Source organism: Paenibacillus sp. sgz302164 (assembly GCF_056120505.1).
Map to the genome: position 1 here is coordinate 38,589 of NZ_JBVYOL010000018.1, position 17,406 is coordinate 55,994.

14 protein-coding genes are annotated in these 17,406 nt (G+C 51.7%); 8 read left to right on the forward strand and 6 right to left on the reverse strand.

Translation table 11 applies throughout. The features are described from left to right. Positions 1-3: 3 nt before the first annotated feature. From AC0LWT_RS26510 to AC0LWT_RS26525, 4 genes are all read right to left on the reverse strand, one after another. Positions 4-1,221 (reverse strand): murein hydrolase activator EnvC family protein, encoded by a 1,218-nt coding sequence (locus tag AC0LWT_RS26510; protein ID WP_474684289.1) that lies wholly within the window; start codon positions 1,219-1,221, stop codon positions 4-6. A 75-nt stretch (positions 1,222-1,296) separates the two neighbouring features. Further along, positions 1,297-2,214 (reverse strand): permease-like cell division protein FtsX, encoded by a 918-nt coding sequence (gene ftsX, locus AC0LWT_RS26515; protein WP_474684290.1) that lies wholly within the window; start codon positions 2,212-2,214, stop codon positions 1,297-1,299. Then, entirely contained in the window at positions 2,204-2,890 is a 687-nt protein-coding gene (gene ftsE, locus AC0LWT_RS26520) for a cell division ATP-binding protein FtsE (protein ID WP_474684291.1), read from the reverse strand. Before ftsE ends, ftsX begins: the two co-directional genes overlap by 11 nt. A gap of 431 nt (positions 2,891-3,321) precedes the next feature. Continuing rightward, entirely contained in the window at positions 3,322-4,341 is a 1,020-nt protein-coding gene (locus AC0LWT_RS26525) for a LacI family DNA-binding transcriptional regulator (RefSeq protein WP_474684292.1), read from the reverse strand. Between the two features lie 376 nt (positions 4,342-4,717). Between AC0LWT_RS26525 and AC0LWT_RS26530 the strand changes: the two genes are divergently transcribed. From AC0LWT_RS26530 to AC0LWT_RS26550, 5 genes are all read left to right on the forward strand, one after another. Then, a complete protein-coding gene (locus AC0LWT_RS26530) occupies positions 4,718-6,817 on the forward strand; it encodes an amylo-alpha-1,6-glucosidase (RefSeq protein WP_474684293.1) in 2,100 nt (699 codons plus the stop codon). A gap of 169 nt (positions 6,818-6,986) precedes the next feature. Then, positions 6,987-8,297, forward strand: coding sequence for an ABC transporter substrate-binding protein (locus AC0LWT_RS26535; RefSeq protein ID WP_474684294.1), 1,311 nt, complete (start codon positions 6,987-6,989; stop codon positions 8,295-8,297). An 81-nt stretch (positions 8,298-8,378) separates the two neighbouring features. After that, a complete protein-coding gene (locus AC0LWT_RS26540; protein ID WP_474684295.1) occupies positions 8,379-9,275 on the forward strand; it encodes a carbohydrate ABC transporter permease in 897 nt (298 codons plus the stop codon). 18 nt (positions 9,276-9,293) lie between these two features. Beyond that, positions 9,294-10,127, forward strand: a complete 834-nt coding sequence (locus tag AC0LWT_RS26545; protein WP_474684296.1) for a carbohydrate ABC transporter permease — start codon at positions 9,294-9,296, stop codon at positions 10,125-10,127. 194 nt (positions 10,128-10,321) lie between these two features. Then, positions 10,322-11,452, forward strand: coding sequence for an RCC1 domain-containing protein (locus AC0LWT_RS26550; protein ID WP_474684297.1), 1,131 nt, complete (start codon positions 10,322-10,324; stop codon positions 11,450-11,452). Positions 11,453-11,635: 183 nt separating this feature from the next. Here AC0LWT_RS26550 and AC0LWT_RS26555 read toward each other — a convergent pair whose 3' ends face one another. Next, positions 11,636-12,085, reverse strand: a complete 450-nt coding sequence (locus AC0LWT_RS26555) for a hypothetical protein (RefSeq protein ID WP_474684298.1) — start codon at positions 12,083-12,085, stop codon at positions 11,636-11,638. A gap of 173 nt (positions 12,086-12,258) precedes the next feature. Between AC0LWT_RS26555 and AC0LWT_RS26560 the strand changes: the two genes are divergently transcribed. The 3 genes from AC0LWT_RS26560 to AC0LWT_RS26570 all read left to right on the forward strand — a co-directional run bounded on the left by AC0LWT_RS26560 (position 12,259) and on the right by AC0LWT_RS26570 (position 15,453). After that, a complete protein-coding gene (locus AC0LWT_RS26560) occupies positions 12,259-13,728 on the forward strand; it encodes a VanW family protein (protein WP_474684299.1) in 1,470 nt (489 codons plus the stop codon). Between the two features lie 130 nt (positions 13,729-13,858). After that, a complete protein-coding gene (locus AC0LWT_RS26565) occupies positions 13,859-14,569 on the forward strand; it encodes an HAAS signaling domain-containing protein (protein WP_474684300.1) in 711 nt (236 codons plus the stop codon). Positions 14,570-14,571: 2 nt separating this feature from the next. Then, on the forward strand, positions 14,572-15,453 hold the full coding sequence (locus AC0LWT_RS26570) for a DUF4097 family beta strand repeat-containing protein (protein ID WP_474684301.1): 882 nt from the start codon (positions 14,572-14,574) through the stop codon (positions 15,451-15,453). 502 nt (positions 15,454-15,955) lie between these two features. Here the strand turns inward: AC0LWT_RS26570 and argH are convergent. Next, a complete protein-coding gene (gene argH / locus AC0LWT_RS26575; RefSeq protein ID WP_474684302.1) occupies positions 15,956-17,371 on the reverse strand; it encodes an argininosuccinate lyase in 1,416 nt (471 codons plus the stop codon). Positions 17,372-17,406 lie beyond the last annotated feature (35 nt).

Sequence of the window (17,406 nt, forward strand, 5' to 3'; positions counted from 1 at the left end):
GTCCTATCTCAAGTAAGGTTTGGGATCTACGGGTTTGTCGTTGATTCTGACTTCAAAATGTAGATGGTTCCCGGTCGATTGCCCCGTAGAGCCCACGCCTGCTATTCTTTGGCCGCGTTTGACCGTATCGCCTTTTTTCACATAAATGCCGTCGTTCATAATGTGGCCATACATCGTCCAAACGCCGTTTCCGTGATCGATAATGACGCAGTTGCCATAGCCGGCCATCCATGACGCATAGATGACGGAACCGTTCTCCGCGGCGCGGATTTCCGTTCCTTTGGGCACGGCAAGGTCGATTCCTTTGTGATTCTCCGGCTTTCCGGTTATGGGATTGATCCGACTAACAAAATCGGACGTTAATGTGCCCTGGGTCTCAAGCGGATAGCCGAATTTGCCGCCGCTGTATGTAAAGGGGGACGCCACTTTGGTCTTCGATGCCGCCGCCGCCGCCGCGGCCTCTGCACGCTTCTTCGCCTGGAGCTCGGACTCCTGCTTGGCCATGGCGATTAACTGCTGCTCACTATCCTCCGAGATATCCTCCTGCACTTTCTCCTGCTTGGTTAAAGAAGCCATCTTCACTTCTTTTTCCTTCTCCTTCACCTGCAGCGCGGAACGGGTTGCATCCGCTTCGGCATACAGTCCCTTCACCTGTTCGAGCTGCTGCTCGGTCTCATGCTTTTTTTGCTCAACGGTATCCCGGTCTTTCTTGTTCGCTTCCAGTATTTCCTTGTCCTGGTTGACGATCGATTTGAGCGCCTCCAAACGGCTCAGGAAATCGGAAAAGCTGGTTGCGCTCATCAGCACGTCCATATAAGAGACAAAACCATTCATATACATCAGGCGCACCCGCGATTTCAGCATCTGGTCGCGGCTTTCGACCCGCGCCTCCGCTTCGTCTAGCTGCTTGGCGTTCTCCTCAAGCTGATCGGATACGTCATCGATCTGATTGTTCAGTTCCGTCAGCTTTTTACTCTGCTCGTTCACTTGAGCGATAAGGGTTTTTATGTCCTGATTCGTTTGTTCTTTTTCATTTTGAATTTGCGTGATTTGATTTTTGGCGTCGTTTGCTTTTTGCTGCGCTTCCGCTTTTTTCTTTTTAAGCTGAGACAGCTGTTGATCGATCTTTTCCGTAGCTGAAGCGGCGTAGCCTTCATAAGGAACCGTCAGGGAACCTGCGATTCCGAATGACAACAACAAGGGCAGAATCTTCTTTTTCAAGCACTTAGCCTCCTCATTCTTCCAAACCGAACCTGGAACTTAAATCTAGCAAGTATGAAGCTATGGACTGCTCGCTTATACGCGCAAAAATTTGCGGACGGAAATCAGACTTCCCCATATTCCGATGATGATGCCGATGCCAATAAGCAGCGGGATTAGCGTAATTGCGATCTTGTGGAACGGCGTCAGTTTGATCATGAGCAGGTTCATATCCAGCGATCCTATGTTCATAAGCTTCCAGTACCCGCTTACTATCAATCCGGTCGGAATAATAGAGCCTACGAATCCTATCAAGGCGCCTTCGATAAAAAACGGCCAACGTATGAAAGAGTTGGTTGCGCCGACGAGCTTCATAATGGCGATCTCCTTGCGGCGCGCCAAAATTGTAATTTTGATCGTATTGGCAATGAGAAATACTGCGGTGAACGATAACAGAATAACAATGCCGATGCCAACCCAACGGATGATTTCGGTGACTTTAAACAGCGTTTCGACAGTTCCTTTGCCATAATTCACTTTATAGATCGGCTTAGGGTCCTTGCCCAGATTCAGCGCGGCAATTTTATCGGCTGCCGCCACTACGTTATGCGGATCGCCGACCTCGACGGTAAACGAGTCATTCAGCGGATTGTTGCTGCCGTCAAAACCTTCCAACAGCTCATTGCCGCTCTCGCCAAGCTTGCCCCGCAAATAAACGAGTCCTTCTTCCTTGGAAACGAACTTGACTGTTTTCACTTCCGGGATATCTTTGATCTGGCTTGCCAAAAGTGTGATCTGATCTTGCGGCGTGTTGACCTCCAAATAAACGTTGATCTCAACCTGCTTCTCGATCTGGCCTGTAATATCGTTGATGTTTAAAGTAATCAGTACAAAAATTCCAAGAATGAACAGAGAAATCGCGATCGAACTGATCGAAGCGAACGTCATCCACCCGTTGCGGATAATGTTCTTCGCGCCTTCCCGCAAATGACGAGCGGCCGTACTAATCTTCATAGCCGTATTCCCCCCGCACTTCGTCACGAGCAATAATGCCCTGCTCTATCGCAATGACCCTTTTGCGCATCGTGTTGACGATTTCTTTGTTGTGAGTGGCCATAACAATCGTAGTGCCGCGGAAGTTGATTTCCTCCATAAGCTTCATGATTCCCCATGACGTGTCGGGATCCAAATTTCCTGTCGGTTCGTCGGCAATAATGACGGAAGGATTGTTCACTATTGCCCGGGCAATAGCCACCCTCTGCTGCTCGCCGCCAGACAGCTGGGAAGGCAGGGAATTCGCTTTATCCTTCAGCTTTACAAGCTCCAGCACCTCCATGGTGCGCTTCTTGATCTGCTTCTTGGGGGCTTCGATAACTTCCATGGCGAAAGCGATATTTTCAAACACATTCAGCTTAGGCAAAAGTCGGTAATCCTGGAAAATAACGCCAATATTCCGGCGCACATACGGGATTTTGCGCTGTTTCAGCTTTTCCAAATTAAAGCCGTTCACAAAAATTTGCCCTTTGCTCGGCTTCTCTTCTCTATACATCAATTTCATAAACGTCGATTTACCGGCTCCGGACGGCCCCACAACATACACGAACTCGTTGCGGTCCACCTTTATGTTAATCCCTCGCAATGCATGAGTACCGTTGGAGTATGTTTTCCATACGTCCTGCATTTCGATCACAATATCACATCCCAATCATATAGATAGCCTATATACTTTCGACATAAAAGACGAAAATCCTTTACTTCGCAAGATATTTCGTGAACTTTGCCACTATTATATCATTTTCCGAGAAAATATGATTCTTTCGCCTCTGGCATTTGCAAACGAAAAAGCTTCTCTGGGCAGCCCAAGCGGCGCAGAGAAAACCCGCAATAGTGCAGTTTTTCGCTCTCGGATAAGCCATTGGCCACGCCAACAATTCAGGCTCCCTACCTAAACCGAGTATCGCGCCCCCCAAGCCGGCTCACGAACGAACGATTCTGCCATCTTCGTGCCATACCCTTCCAAACGACCAAGCCCCCCCGATTGCAAAAAATCTCCAAAAGCCGCGCCCGGCCTTTGGAGATTCGTTATTCGTCATATTTAGCGAATTGGGATGCAGCGCCGGATTAATGCGCTCTGGGCGCCGCGACACTGGCTCGGACCAGTACTTCGGTAGGGAGTACCAGTTGTTTGGCAACCTGACGTCCTTCCAGCATGTCGATCATCATTTGCGCGGATTGATAGCCGATTTCGTAGGGGTTTTGACTTACGGTGGTCAATGCCGGGGAGCAGTACGCGGAAATGCTGATGTTGTCGAACCCGGCCACCGACACATCGCCCGGAATGCTCAGTCCAAGGCCGCGAAGCGCCTGCATCGTGCCCAACGCCATCAAGTCGCTGGCGCAAAAAATCGCGGTAACGTCGGGGTGCTGCGACATCAGCCGATAAGTGGCGTCGCGGGCACTGTCATCGGCGAACCCTCCGTCGAGCACCAGCTCTTCCTCGAACGGGATGCCGGCTTGCTGCAGCGCCTGCCGATAGCCGTCCAGACGCTTGATGCTGACGTCGGCCTGGGCATGGCCGTTCACAAGCGCCACCTTGCGGTGACCCTGATCGATCAAATATTTGGTCATCCGGTATGCGCCTTGAACGTTGTCCGATGTCACATAGCCGACATTGCTGTTCTTAAAAGGAATGTCGATAAGCACGCAAGGCAGCTTGGAGCCGACGATTTCTTTTAAATAAGGGTCGTCCAACCGGATGCCCATAATAATGACGCCGTCGACGCCGCGCTCCTGGCACAGCGATTTGTACGATTTTGCGGCCTGCTTCTGCGGCGTCGTGCTGAACAGAATGAGATCGTAATTCAGCTCCCCGGCCCGGTCGTTCATGCCGCATAAAGTTTCAAACGCAATGCTGTCTTTGGAGCTGTTGCGGGTAATGCCGGAAAGCAGCAGCCCGAGCGTTTTCGTTTTTTTGGAAATCAAGCTGCGGGCGGCCATATTCGGACTGTAACCAAGCCCCTCCGCGATAAGCTGAATTTTTTTTCGGGTATCTTCGCTCACATCGTCATATCCGTTAAGCGCGCGGGAAACGGTTGTGACGGACACGCCCGCTTCTCTTGCGATATCTTTAATCGTAATCATATGGTTTGCGTGTTCGCCCCTTTTCCAAAACGTTTTGGCAATATTTCATTCAATTTTCGTATAAATTCTATATTAATATATTACCCTTAGAGTTTCAACGTTAATTATCCACTTTTTGAAAACGCTTAAAAAAGTGTTTTTAGGGGATTGTCAACGAATAGATCGTTATGTATAATCAAAAATAGAGATTACCAAAACGTTTCGGAAATATTTTAGTCGCTACAACGGTTGAATCATTAAGCGGGAAAAAGGAAATGATACGGATTAATTCCACTTCTTTCACTTTTCCCCTTCTTTTCAAATTTATCCGAAACGTTTCGGTAATTAGAATGCACATGGATGCATCAAGAAAACACAGAGAAAAGAGGTGGCCCGAATGGATTACCGCGTCATTAAAGAGAACGATCTCTTTCTGATGACCGATAAAACCGGCGATATTCCCGCTGGCAATGAAGCAGGTCACGGTCTGTATACGAAGGATACCCGCTTCCTGAGCGGCTTCGAAATCCGGATCAACGGCAAAAAGCCGATTCTGCTCAGTTCATCCGCAGGAACGAATTATATCGCTGCCATTCGCTTGACAAACCCTCATATGGAATCGGATGGGCAGTTGATTCTTTGGAGAGAATCCGTAGAACTGGAAAGACAACGATTCATTTATGAAGGAGCGCTTTACGAAACCGTATCATTTACCAACTTTTATCCGAAACCTGTGGCGTTCGACTTTACCGCCCGTTTCGAAAGCGACTTCGCCGACATGTTCGTCGTTCGCGGCTTTCAGAACGGCACGTTCGGGGACACGCTCCCGGATGTTCGCGAGCAAGGGAAGCTGATCAAAGGATACAAAGGCTCCGACGGCGTAACCCGTCAGACGCACATCCTCTGGGATCGCGCGGAAACGTCGATCGGCGAAGACGGCACCATCGCTTACAGCTTTGAGCTGGCTCCCAAAGAGCGCCAGTCCGTCACTTTCTTCATCGCTCCTTTCATTGACGGCGAAGGACCGAAGCAAGTTCCGGCCGGGCAAGCGATCGAGCAGCTGCAAGCTTCCTACAAGGAGTGGGACGACAATACCGCTTCCGTGGAGAGCGATCACCCGCTGTTCAACCGCCTGTACAACCGCGGACTTCAAGACCTGCGGGTGCTGCTCACCGATCTCGGCTATGGGCGATTCCCGGTAGCCGGGCTGCCGTGGTATTCGGTGCCGTTCGGCCGCGACAGTCTGATAGCCGCCCTGCAAATGCTGCCGGCAGAGCCGAACGTGGCCAAAGGCACGCTGCTCACGCTGGCCGCATATCAAGGCACCAAAGAAGACGTATGGCGCGATGAAGAGCCGGGCAAAATCATGCACGAAATTCGTTACGGCGAGTTGGCGCTGACGAATCAGGTTCCTTTTACGCCATATTACGGTACGATTGACGCGACGCCTCTATTCCTTCTACTGGCCGCCGAATACGTCGACTGGACCGGGGATACGGCGCTGATCGAGCAGTTGATGCCGAACATTGAAAACGCGCTCAAGTGGATTGATCTGTTCGGAGATGCGGACGGAGACCGATTTGTGGAATACTATCAAAAATCGTCCAAAGGCATCGCCAACCAGGGCTGGAAAGATTCCGGCGACTCGGTCGTGCACAAGAACGGCGATTATGCCAAAGCGCCAATCGCGCTGGCAGAAGTGCAAGGCTACGTGTATCATGCAAAAACGAAGCTCGCCCCGATCCTCCACAAGCTGGGCAAAGAGCAGTTGGCCGGCGAGCTGGAGCGTTCCGCGGAAGAGCTGAGACAGAAGTTCGAGGACAGCTTCTGGATGGAGGACGAAGGCTTCTACGCGATCGCGCTGGATGCCGACAAGCAGCAGGTGCAGTCCGTGACGACCAACCCGGGCCACGTTCTGATGTCCGGCATGCTGCAGCCTGACCGGGCCAAATCCGTAGTGCGCAGACTCGTTGCCGCGGATATGTTCAGCGGGTACGGAATCCGCACGATGAGCACGGAATCGTCGGGGTACAACCCGATGAGTTACCACGACGGCAGCATTTGGCCGCACGACAACTCGCTCGTGCTGCTAGGCATGAGTCGCTGCGGCTACAAGGAAGAGACGCTGCAGGTCATCGAAGGCTTGATGAAGGCGGCGGAAAGCTTCGAATACGACAGGCTGCCTGAGCTTTTCTGCGGATACGACGAATCCGTCGGGGAACCTGTGCCGTATCCGGTAGCTTGCTCGCCGCAAGCTTGGGCGGCAGGCACGCCGCTGATATTCCTGCAAACGATGCTGGGGATCGAGCCTGACGCGCTGGGCGGCACGATCCGCTTGAATCCGGTGCTTCCGGCGGGAATGACCGAGCTGAAAGTCCACCACATGACGTTAGCGCAGGGCAAATTGAGCCTGCACGTTCAGCTTGACCCGCAATCGCACAAGATTGCAGTCGACGTGCTCCATAATACGACCGGTCTTCAAGTGCTTCATTCATAAACGTATAGACGCTTAGAGATAGGTGAGATAAACCTCTATCGAGGCCTTTTCGAAGATGAGCGACCGCGTTCAGAGGTAGGTTTATTCGCCAATAAGAATGCTGTTCTACGCGCTTTAGCGCTAAAGAACTTAAACATTCTTATGTGGAAAAAAAAGGGAGGCATTATCTATGAAAAAATGGCTTACTGGCATTTCACTCGTTGCGTTATCTTCGATGATCGTCATTTCCGGCTGCGGCAGCAGCCAGAACAGTGCGTCCCCTGCCCCATCCGCTCCTGCGGCTACGGCGGGCGGCCAATCCAAATCTTCGGAACCCGTTACGATTACGTTGAACGGCTGGGGCTCCAGTCCTGAAGAAACAGCTCTGTTCCAGCAGGTGCTGAAAGATTTTCAAACCAAACATCCAAACATCACGGTCAAATTCGACGTCATCGCGGACCAATACATGGACGTAATCAAGACGCGTCTGGTGGGCGGCGAAGGAGCCGACGTGTTCTTCCTTGACGCTTTCGAAGCGCCGGGCCTGATTGCCAAAAACGTGCTCGAACCGCTCGACAGCTACGTGAAGCCTGAATTTGACGTCGCCGATTTCGAAGAACCGCTGGTCAACGCCTTTAAAGGCAAGGACGGCAAAAGCTACGGCTTCCCGAAAGATACGTCCACTCTGGCGTTATTTTATAACAAAAAAGATTTTGCGGACGCCGGCATCACCAAAGTTCCGACTACTTGGGAAGAGCTCCAGGACGCCGCCAAAAAACTGACGCAGGCTGACGGCGGCAAAGTATCCCGTTACGGATTCGGTACGGCTCCCGAGCTGGCCCGTCAAATGTTCATGATTCAAGCGGCCGGCGGCAAAGTGTCCGACGACAACGGCAACGCGGCTTTCTCGTCCCCTGAAGCGTTGAAGGGGCTGCAGCCGGTCGTTGACATGCACCTGAAGGACAAATCCGCAGGCGAGCCGAAAGATCTCGGCGCAGGCTGGGGCGGCGAAATGTTCGGCCAGCACAAAGCTTCGATGGTGATCGAAGGCAACTGGGCGATTCCTTACCTGCAAAACACATTCAAGGATCTTGATTTCGGCACGGCGGAAGTTCCGACCGTCCTTGGCAAAAAATCAACGATGGCCTACACCGTTGCTTACGTCATGAACAAAAATTCCAAGCATAAACAGGAAGCATGGGAGCTGATCTCCTACCTGACCGGCAAAGAAGGCATGAAAACGTGGACCAGCAAAGGTCTGGCGCTGCCATCCCGCAAATCCGTGTCCAAAGAGCTTGGTTTTGACAAAGATCCGCTGCGCGCTGCGCTCGTAGCCGGAAACTCCTACTCGATTCCATGGCAAGCCAAAGAAACGCTGCCGACAATTATGAACAACTTCAACAACCAATTCATCTCCGCCTACCAGGGCAAAGTATCTCTGGAAGAGGCGCTCAAAAAGGCGCAAGAAACAGCCAACAAAGAGATCGCCGCAAGCAAATAACCGGATAGACGTTAGTAACGACCGTAAAAGAGGAGAAGCTTCCTCTTTTACGGCATTTTTGAGGAAAGGGGGAGCAATCCAATGAAAAACCGCTGGAACCGCCGCAAATGGCGGGACGTCATATCCGGATATTTGTTCGTATCGCCTTCGCTTATTGTGCTTGGCGCCTTCTTTTTGCTGCCGATTTTATACGCGGTCTTTCTTTCTCTCCATAAGGTAGAACTGCTCGGCGGCGTCAACTACAAATTTATCGGCCTGCGCAATTTCACCCGCATCGCGGATGACGAACGCGCCTGGATCGGGCTGCGCAATACCGTCGAATACGTGCTGTATGTCGTGCCCGTGCAAACGATTGTCGCCATGCTGATGGCCTCCGTGCTGAATTCCAAAATACGGTTCCGCAATTTTTTCCGGGTCGTCTATTTTATGCCGACCGTTACTTCATCCGCGGTACTGACACTCATCTTCATGTGGATCTACAAATCCGACGGACTGCTCAACGATATCCTCAATATGCTTGGCATGGACAGCTATAACTGGCTGGGGGATCCGAGCGTCGCCCTCAAAGGCATTATGATTATGAATATTTTTTCCACGGCGCCGCAATTTATGGTTATTTACCTGGCAGCGCTGCAGGATATTCCCGATACGCTGTACGAGGCCGCAGGGCTGGACGGCGCCGGAACGTGGCGCAAGTTCATCTCCATTACCGTGCCCATGCTGAAGCCGGTTACCTTTTTCGTCGTGACGATGGGGCTGATCGGCACATTCCAATTGTTCGACCAGGCTTATATTTTATCCAACGGCTCCGGGGGGCCCGACAACTCGACGCTGACCCTCGTACTGCTGATTTACCAATATGCTTTCAAAAACCTGGATATGGGCTACGCCTCCGCTTTGGCTTTTATGCTGGCCTGCGCCATTATGGTCGTTACCTTGATTCAACGCAAACTGTTCGGCGAGGAAAAATTGAACTAGGAAAGGAGAGTCCCGAAAATGGCGGCATCCAAAACCCGCATGATTGTGCGCGCGTTGACTTATCTCATGCTGTTCTTCTATGCGGTCGTTACCGTAGTTCCGTTCTTGTGGGCGCTCTCCGCTTCGTTCAAAACGCTCGCGGAAATTTCCACAACCGGATTGTCGTTTATTCCCAAGCATTTTACGCTCGATAACTACAAATATATATTTACCAACGAGCAAATGTTCCCCCGCTGGTTTATCAATAGCGTATTTGTCGGTTTGTCCGTTACTCTGCTGAACCTGCTGCTAAACTCTATGGCCGGGTACGCCCTGGCAAGATTTGATTTTCCCGGCAGCAAGCTTATTTTCTTCTTCATATTGAGCATTCTGATGGTACCGGATAAGGTTACGCTGATTCCGCAATACCTGATCATTAAAGATATCGGCTGGCTGAACAGCTTCCAGGCGCTGATTATTCCCGCGGCCGTGCAAGCAACCTACATTTTCATGATGCGGCAGTTTTTCATCAGTTTTCCCAAAGAGTTGGAGGAAGCTTCCGAAATGGACGGCATGTCGCGTCTCGGCATGTTTTTCCGGGTAGCGCTCCCGCTCGCCGGACCGCCGCTGGCGGCAATGGCGATCTTCACTTTTATGGGATCGTGGAACGAATTCCTTAAGCCGCTGCTCTTCATGTCCGAACGCGCCATGTTCACGCTTCCTCTGGGCATGAACACGTTCAAAGGCCAGTACATTTCGTACTGGAACTATATTATGGCCGCGTCGATGGTCTTTACCTTGCCGGCTTTGCTCGTGTATGCATTCGGCAACAAATTTTTCATCAAAGGCATTACGTTTACCGGAACCAAATAACAACTGTTGAAACAAGGCCATGTGCTTCTGCAACTGTAGAGCGACATGGTTTTTTCTTTTGGGAAATACATGTACAGGTGAGCTTGATTGCGTATGACCAATTGAAAATTAAGGATAATATGAAACTTTATACAATAAACTTGCGTCTATTCTTAAGGAAAATATTAACATACCCTATTCAAGGAGTGAAATGTATGAAATTCAACTTGCAAACGGCCATCGTGGGCCGCACTTGCCGCACGATGCTGCTCGTCGCCGCTTTGTCGCTAACAGCCGGGGTTCAGGCGCTTGCTGCGCCGAGTTCGGACTCGGACAAAAAGGCTCCGACGATTGCCGTTACGGCATCGGATTACCACAGCGTCGCCTACAGTGACGACGGCAAGGTCTGGTATTGGGGCGGCGTAGCCGACGGCGGCGGCTCGGACCCAGTCAAGTTACGGGACAATAAGCCGGAGCTTATGCAAGGCCTGGACAACGTCCAATCCATAGCTGCCCAATACGGAAACGGCGATTTGATCTTGAAGAAGGACGGGACGGTTTGGGATTGGGGCCGCAAGTACAACGAAGCCAAGAAAATCTCGGAATTCCCTGCTCCTAAACAGATCAAGGAACTATCTCATATTACGAAAATTTCTGCTATGAACGGCCTGGCTGCCGCCCTGGATGAGGACGGCAAAGTTTGGACTCGGCTCCCTGAGCCTTACTCGACCACGCCCGTGAAACTCACCAATATCGAGAAGGCCAAGGAGATTACGACCGGTGGCCACGGCAACGTGATTATTCTGAAAGAAGACGGAACGGTATGGGAATGGTTCGCGTATTCCGAACTCGCAGCAAACACCGACTATAAAGCACATCAAATTGAGGGATTGAGCAACGTTGTAGCCTTATCGCACGGCCAATCGGGACACTACTTTGCGACGAAGAAAGACGGCTCCGTGTGGGGCTGGGGATCGAACAGATTAGGATCGCTCGGAATTCCGAAAGTTGACGAGGTTACCCGCCCCGTCCTCATTGAAAGCTTGAAAGACGCCGCTTCAATTTATACAGGTTTCTATACAACCGTGGTAGTGAAAAAAGACGGAACCGTAGGTATAATAGGCGGTGCCTTGGGAACGGATTCTCCTGTATGGAATGATAAACTGAGAAATATCGAGGACCTAAAGAATGTCACCTCCGTGGCATTGGGCTATGACCATGCGGTAGCCGTGACCAAAGACGGCAAGCTGTGGGCATGGGGACAAAATCAGGCAGGACAACTCGGAGACGCCAGCTTTAAAAACAGCGCCGTTCCAATCCCAGTCAAGCTGCCATCAAGCAAGTGATCTGTGCGAAAATAATGCCAGGCTAATTGGCGGCCAACCCGCTAGATAGAAAGACAAAGCTTTCTTGCACCGCCAGCTCGTTAAGGGCGCCCCTGCGCAGGGGCTTGGCCAATTAGCGGAAATTCTGCAAAATGGGACTATCGCGAAACCCAACCGTTTCAACTCATGCATCTACTTGGCGATTTAGCAAAAAGCCTGCAAAAGTGCAGGCTTTTGCTGTTGATATGCTTGCCTCCGAACAATTCCTGCAAATGTGCAGGTTTTATAGCTAAAACTTGGGTTTTGGCCTCTCACGATCAGAAATTCCTGCACAATCGCAGGCTTTTCCCCTAAACGTGCCGGTTCCAACGAAAATTCCTGCACTTTTGCAGGTTTTGCTAGTTTTGCAGGCTTTGCCGCGAAAGACGGGTAGACTCGGCGGACTTGGTGGACTCGGTGGAACTTGAGCGGAAGACAGGCGGAAATCGGGAGGAAAACAAACGGAACTTGGGTGGAAAACGGGCTGAAAATGGGCGGAAATCGGTAGATACAGGCGAAAGGCACTGTTTTGCGGCACGGCCCAGCTTCTCCAACGCGTTCGAGCTCAAACTTTACTCTAAACCATCCCTCCCGAACCCAGAATGTGTAAAACAAGACCATGCCCTTCTGCAACCGTAGAACGGCATGGTCTTTCTATTGCCAGGCACGCCACCGTCGAAGGCCCGACGACCGGAAGTACTAAAATCCTTTTGCCGACGATACATATGGTAGTACAGGCATTGGTTTGCTTGACTTCTTTTATCCGAGTGCAAAGGAGACGCTGTTCCATGCCATCGAATTTGCTGCGCCCATCGCCTGCCCGCAAATATTGGCTCGCCGCATCGATCATCATCGTCCTATTGGCCGGCGTCGCAGGCGGAGCTCTGTACAAATACGGAACCGGACAGCAGTTGCCCGCTCATTTGCAGGTTGCGGGCTGGAAGGCGGGCGGCATGCGCTATACCGCTTTTCAGCAGCAGTTGAATCAGCAGTTGAAGCTGCTTTCTTCCCTCAAAGTGCATCTGGAATCTGCGCATCCCAATATCGCCGCTAAAGACCTGTCGCTTGAAGATTTGGGACTGGTCGTTCATAGAGAGCAGCTGGATACCGCGATGCAGCGCTTGTTTCAAGGTTCGCTCGCCGACCGCATTGCCGCCAGATGGTCGTTAGCCAAAGCCCAATTACCGCTGCAGGCTTCCATCGACCCGAACAAGCTGAATGCCGCGGTGAAACAAGCCTGGAAAGAGCTGTATGGCCGTAAGCCTGCCGCGGCCCGCCGCATCGTGAATGCCGATGACACGATCCAATATGAAAGTGAACGCGGCGTGCCCCGATTCGATACGATTACGCTGCGGAAAGAGCTTGAAGCGCGGATTCCGCCGATCGGCACGCTGCAAAGCGGAATGCCGCCGCTAAAAGTTGCCATACCGCTCTATACGGAACAATCCTCCGTCACCGTCGATTCCCTGAAAAAACAAGGAATCGAACGCAAAATCAGCGAATTCACTACTTCCTTCCCCTCATCGGGAGAAGGGCGCATTTATAATATCCGCTCGACGGCGGCAACGATCCACGATCTGCTTCTCGCGCCCGGCGATACGTTCGATTACAGTAAAATTATCGCCCAAACCGAAGCCCGCTTCGGCTACAAAGAAGCGCCGGTCATTTTGAACGGCAAGCTGGTTCCCGGCATCGGCGGCGGCATTTGCCAAGTGTCCTCGACTTTGTACAACGCCGTACTGCGGACGGGTCTGGAAATCGTCGAGAGGCGCAACCATTCGCTGCCTGTCAGCTACGTGCCGCTCGGCCAGGATGCCACTTTCGCCAATGGCTATATTAATTTCAAATTCCGCAACAATACCGGCGCTTATTTGCTCATTCGCACCATTGCGTCCGACCGCGACGTGACCGTCAAGCTTTTTGGAAGCATGTCTGCCTCCACCATCTATGACATTGAGTCCCGCATAGTGAAGACGATTTTGCCGCCGGTAAAATATGTGCACAACCCGGCCCTTCTCCGCGGCACAACCCAACCGATCAGCACGGGGAAAGTCGGATATATCGTGGAAACGTACCGCTACAAACGCCAGGACGGCCAGCTTGTCAGCCAAGAGCTGATCTCCAAAGATCAATATTCGCCCGTGCCGACCCTCGTTGCTTCCAACAGCGGCGATTTCAAACCGGACGACGGAAATTACACCGCTCCAGGTCAGCAGCCGATCGTTGAAGACGGCATCAAGGGACCCGCTTTTCGCTAGGTTTTTCCTCCTTTCAGGCTCGCTTACTTTATAGAAGTAGTGACAGGTCATATGACTCTAGATACTAGGTCATTATGACTTTTTTCTTTTATTCTTAGGTACATAGGAGCAATGAAGGAGGCAAGAAGCGATGAGCAAAGCGGATTATTTTAAAGAATTAAACTACAGACTGCGCGGACTTCCTGAAAAGGAACGTAATAATATATTATCGGTATATGAAGAGCTATTTCAAAAAGCTATCGCGAACGGGAAGCACGAGGACGAGGTCGCACAATCCCTGGGATACCCCCGGGTGCCCAACTGGGAAGCGGTGCGTGAAACCCCTCAGGAAAAAACGAAACCGGCGGCTCCGGATGCGAATCGGACGGCTTCTTTTTCCAAGCCTGAACCGCCCCAGCCTCAGCCGCAACCGCGGCACGAGCCGATCCCGGACACAAACTATTACGCCAACCCCCACGCGGCTCATTCCTTTGCGAATATGCCGCCTTATCCTTATCCATACCCGGTCAAACCCGAATCGAGCGTTAAACCCATTATCGTCAGCATTACGCTCGGTTTTTTTAATCTGCTCGTTGTCGTCGGCCCCTGGTTCGGATTATTCGCCGCCCTCATCGCCTTGTTCGTCGGCGGGTTCGCTTTAACTATAGCACCGGTCATAGGCGTTATCGGCAGCATGTGGGAAAATCCCGGGCAGGATCTTAAGCTGATTATATTCGCAATGCTCGCCTGCTTCGGCCTCGGAATCATCCTGACCACCTCTGCCACCTGGCTGTTCAAATGGTTTTTCAAAATTACCTGGAAATACATCCAATTCAACGCGAAGCTGATCAAGGGGGCATAGTCATGAAGCTTGGAATGAAATTTTTTATGCTGCTCGGCTTTGTCTGCCTGGCCGTTGGCTTGACGGGGACGGCGATCGCGTTCAAGGAGACCGATTTCAACTCCGGCATCATAAATGTCGATGTCGATCAGAAAATCAACGCCGCCGGCATCGATGCTCTTAACATCAACACCGTCTATGGGGGCGTCACCTTTATTCCTTCAAATACCGATGAGATTAAAGTACGGTTGGTCGGAACCGCCAGCGAAACTCTTGCCAAAGACTGCGCCATTGACGCGACGGAAGATTCCAGCACCTGGACAGTCAACGTATGCCATAAGAAGAACAAGTTTCACATCGGCATTGATATCGACGAATTAAAAAATTTGATTGCCAATCACGAAAACCGCCTAAAAACGGAAGTCATGATTCCCGACAAAATGTTCAAATCCATTAATGTGAAATCGAATACCGGCGCCATTCAGCTAAAAAATGTCAAAGCCGAACAACTGGTCGTCAAATCCGACACCGGCGCCATAGCTCTCGACCGGTTCGAAGGCAACGATCTCGAACTGAGAAGCGACACGGGCCGGATTACGGTAGGCGACGGTCAAGGGAACGTGCGGTTGCGGACGAACACGGGGAGTATTGAAACAAAGCTGAGGGAAGTCGGGGATAACGTTAATATTAGAACGGATACCGGATCTGTCAAACTTCAATTAGGCTCCGTTCCGCCCTCCGTCAAGTTCGACCTCTCTTCGGATGTCGGCAAAGTCACCTTGGATGTGCCGGGAGTCGACGTATCGGAGAACAATCGCAACGCCATAACGGGCACGATTGGCGACGGCAATAAAAAAGTGCTTGCGCAAACTAGTACCGGATCGATCAAGGTCGAAAAATACTAGACGGAAAAAGGCGCTCACTGGCGGTGCTGCGTACAAAAACCTGCAAAAGTGCAGGTTTTTGCACGTTGTTACACTAGCAGCGAAACATTCCTGCAAAAATGCAGGTTTTTCAGCTCATACACGAGCTCAGAGCCACTTTCAGCCAAAATTCCTGTACAATTGCAGGCTTTTCGCCGGAACGAGCCACTTTTATCGAAAAAACCTGCACTTTCGCAGGTTTTTCGGACCGCCTGCGCTGCCACCTGTCAGCTACCACCTGCCAGCTACCACCTGGCCGGGCCGCTATCGCGCCTTCTTTAGCGGCAAAAACAAAACAGGGCTGTCCCATAAGTGCTCGCAACCACGGGAACAGCCCAAAATCAAGCAAAAGGACCTCAAATCCCACTACCAAGCGGGGAATTGAGGTCCTTTTTTCAAGGCATAGCAGGGCATGAAAAATCATCAATTTAATCATCAATTTATTTTTGGGATGCCCTTTTTTGTGCCGGATCGGATCGGCAGCTTATCTGCTTTTTTCCAAATACATCTGGAACCACTCATTCGACTGCTTCAGCACTTCTTCCGCGCGGCCGATGGCGGCGGATACCTGGTTGCTGGCCGTTCCGCCAAAGACGTTGCGGGCGTTCACAACCTGTTCAGGCTGAAGCACCTTATAAATGTCAGCTTCGAACAGGCTGGAGAAGCTTTTGAATTCTTCGATGCTCATATCCAGCAAATACTTTTTGTTCTGGATGCAGTAGAGCACCGTTTTGCCGATGACTTCATGTGCCTGACGGAACGGAAGCCCTTTGTTCACGAGGTAATCCGCGATATCGGTCGCATTGGAAAAGTCCTGGTTCACCGCTTGCCGCATCCGCTCTTTGTTCACCTTCATCGTGGACACCATCGGTGCGAACAGCTGCAGCGCACCTTGCAGCGTGCGAACCGTATCGAACATGCCCTCTTTGTCTTCCTGCATGTCTTTGTTGTAAGCCAGCGGCAGCGCCTTGAGCACGGTCATCAGACCGAACAGGTTGCCGTAGACGCGGCCGGTTTTGCCGCGGACGAGTTCGGCGACGTCCGGATTTTTTTTCTGCGGCATGATCGAGCTGCCGGTGCAGAAAGCATCGTCGAGTTCGACAAACGCGAACTCGGTGCTGGACCAGAGCACCATTTCCTCGCAGAGGCGTGAAAGGTGCATCATGATCATCGACGCGTGCGAGAGGAATTCCAGGATGAAGTCGCGGTCGCTGACCGCATCCAGGCTGTTCTCGTACACGCGGTCAAACCCGAGCTCGGCCGCTACAAAATGGCGGTCGATCGCGAACGTCGTGCCGGCGAGCGCACCGGCGCCGAGCGGCAGCGTGTTGATGCGCTTGTAGCTGTCCTGCAAGCGCTCAAGGTCGCGCTGGAACATGCTGACGTAAGCCATCATGTGATGCGCAAACAAAATCGGCTGCGCGCGCTGCAGATGTGTATAACCGGGAACAATCGTATCGAGATTGTTCTTCGCCTGACCAAGCAAAGCCTCCTGCAGCTTGATCAGCAGGCCGACGAACTCGACCACGCGCTTGCGCAGGTAGAGATGCATGTCGGTCGCCACCTGGTCGTTGCGGCTGCGGCCGGTGTGCAGCTTACCGCCGACCGGGCCGATCAGGTCGATCAGCGTCTTTTCGATATTCATGTGAATATCTTCGTTCTGAACCGTATATTCCAATTCGCCGCGGCGGATCATGCCCTGTACCGCGTGAAGTCCGTCCTTGATTTTCTCCACATCGTCGGCAGGCAAAATGCCGCACTTGCCCAGCATAGTCACATGCGCAAGGCTGCCTTGAATGTCTTCTTCGGCCAGCTCTTTATCGAATGTAATGGAAGCCGTATATTCTTCGACCAATTGGTCGGTTTGTTTCGTAAAACGTCCACCCCAAAGCTTTGACACAGGGAATACTCTCCTCTCGTATGGCCACCGTACCG

Excerpts from the sequence above, each read along its gene's own strand:
- ftsX (WP_474684290.1), bottom strand. The coding sequence starts at position 2,214 with ATGAAGATTAGTACGGCCGCTCGTCATTTGCGGGAAGGCGCGAAGAAC.
- AC0LWT_RS26525 (WP_474684292.1), bottom strand. The coding sequence starts at position 4,341 with ATGATTACGATTAAAGATATCGCAAGAGAAGCGGGCGTGTCCGTCACA.
- AC0LWT_RS26530 (WP_474684293.1), top strand. The coding sequence starts at position 4,718 with ATGGATTACCGCGTCATTAAAGAGAACGATCTCTTTCTGATGACCGAT.
- AC0LWT_RS26535 (WP_474684294.1), top strand. The coding sequence starts at position 6,987 with ATGAAAAAATGGCTTACTGGCATTTCACTCGTTGCGTTATCTTCGATG.
- AC0LWT_RS26540 (WP_474684295.1), top strand. The coding sequence starts at position 8,379 with ATGAAAAACCGCTGGAACCGCCGCAAATGGCGGGACGTCATATCCGGA.
- AC0LWT_RS26545 (WP_474684296.1), top strand. The coding sequence starts at position 9,294 with ATGGCGGCATCCAAAACCCGCATGATTGTGCGCGCGTTGACTTATCTC.
- AC0LWT_RS26550 (WP_474684297.1), top strand. The coding sequence starts at position 10,322 with ATGAAATTCAACTTGCAAACGGCCATCGTGGGCCGCACTTGCCGCACG.
- AC0LWT_RS26560 (WP_474684299.1), top strand. The coding sequence starts at position 12,259 with ATGCCATCGAATTTGCTGCGCCCATCGCCTGCCCGCAAATATTGGCTC.
- AC0LWT_RS26565 (WP_474684300.1), top strand. The coding sequence starts at position 13,859 with ATGAGCAAAGCGGATTATTTTAAAGAATTAAACTACAGACTGCGCGGA.
- AC0LWT_RS26570 (WP_474684301.1), top strand. The coding sequence starts at position 14,572 with ATGAAGCTTGGAATGAAATTTTTTATGCTGCTCGGCTTTGTCTGCCTG.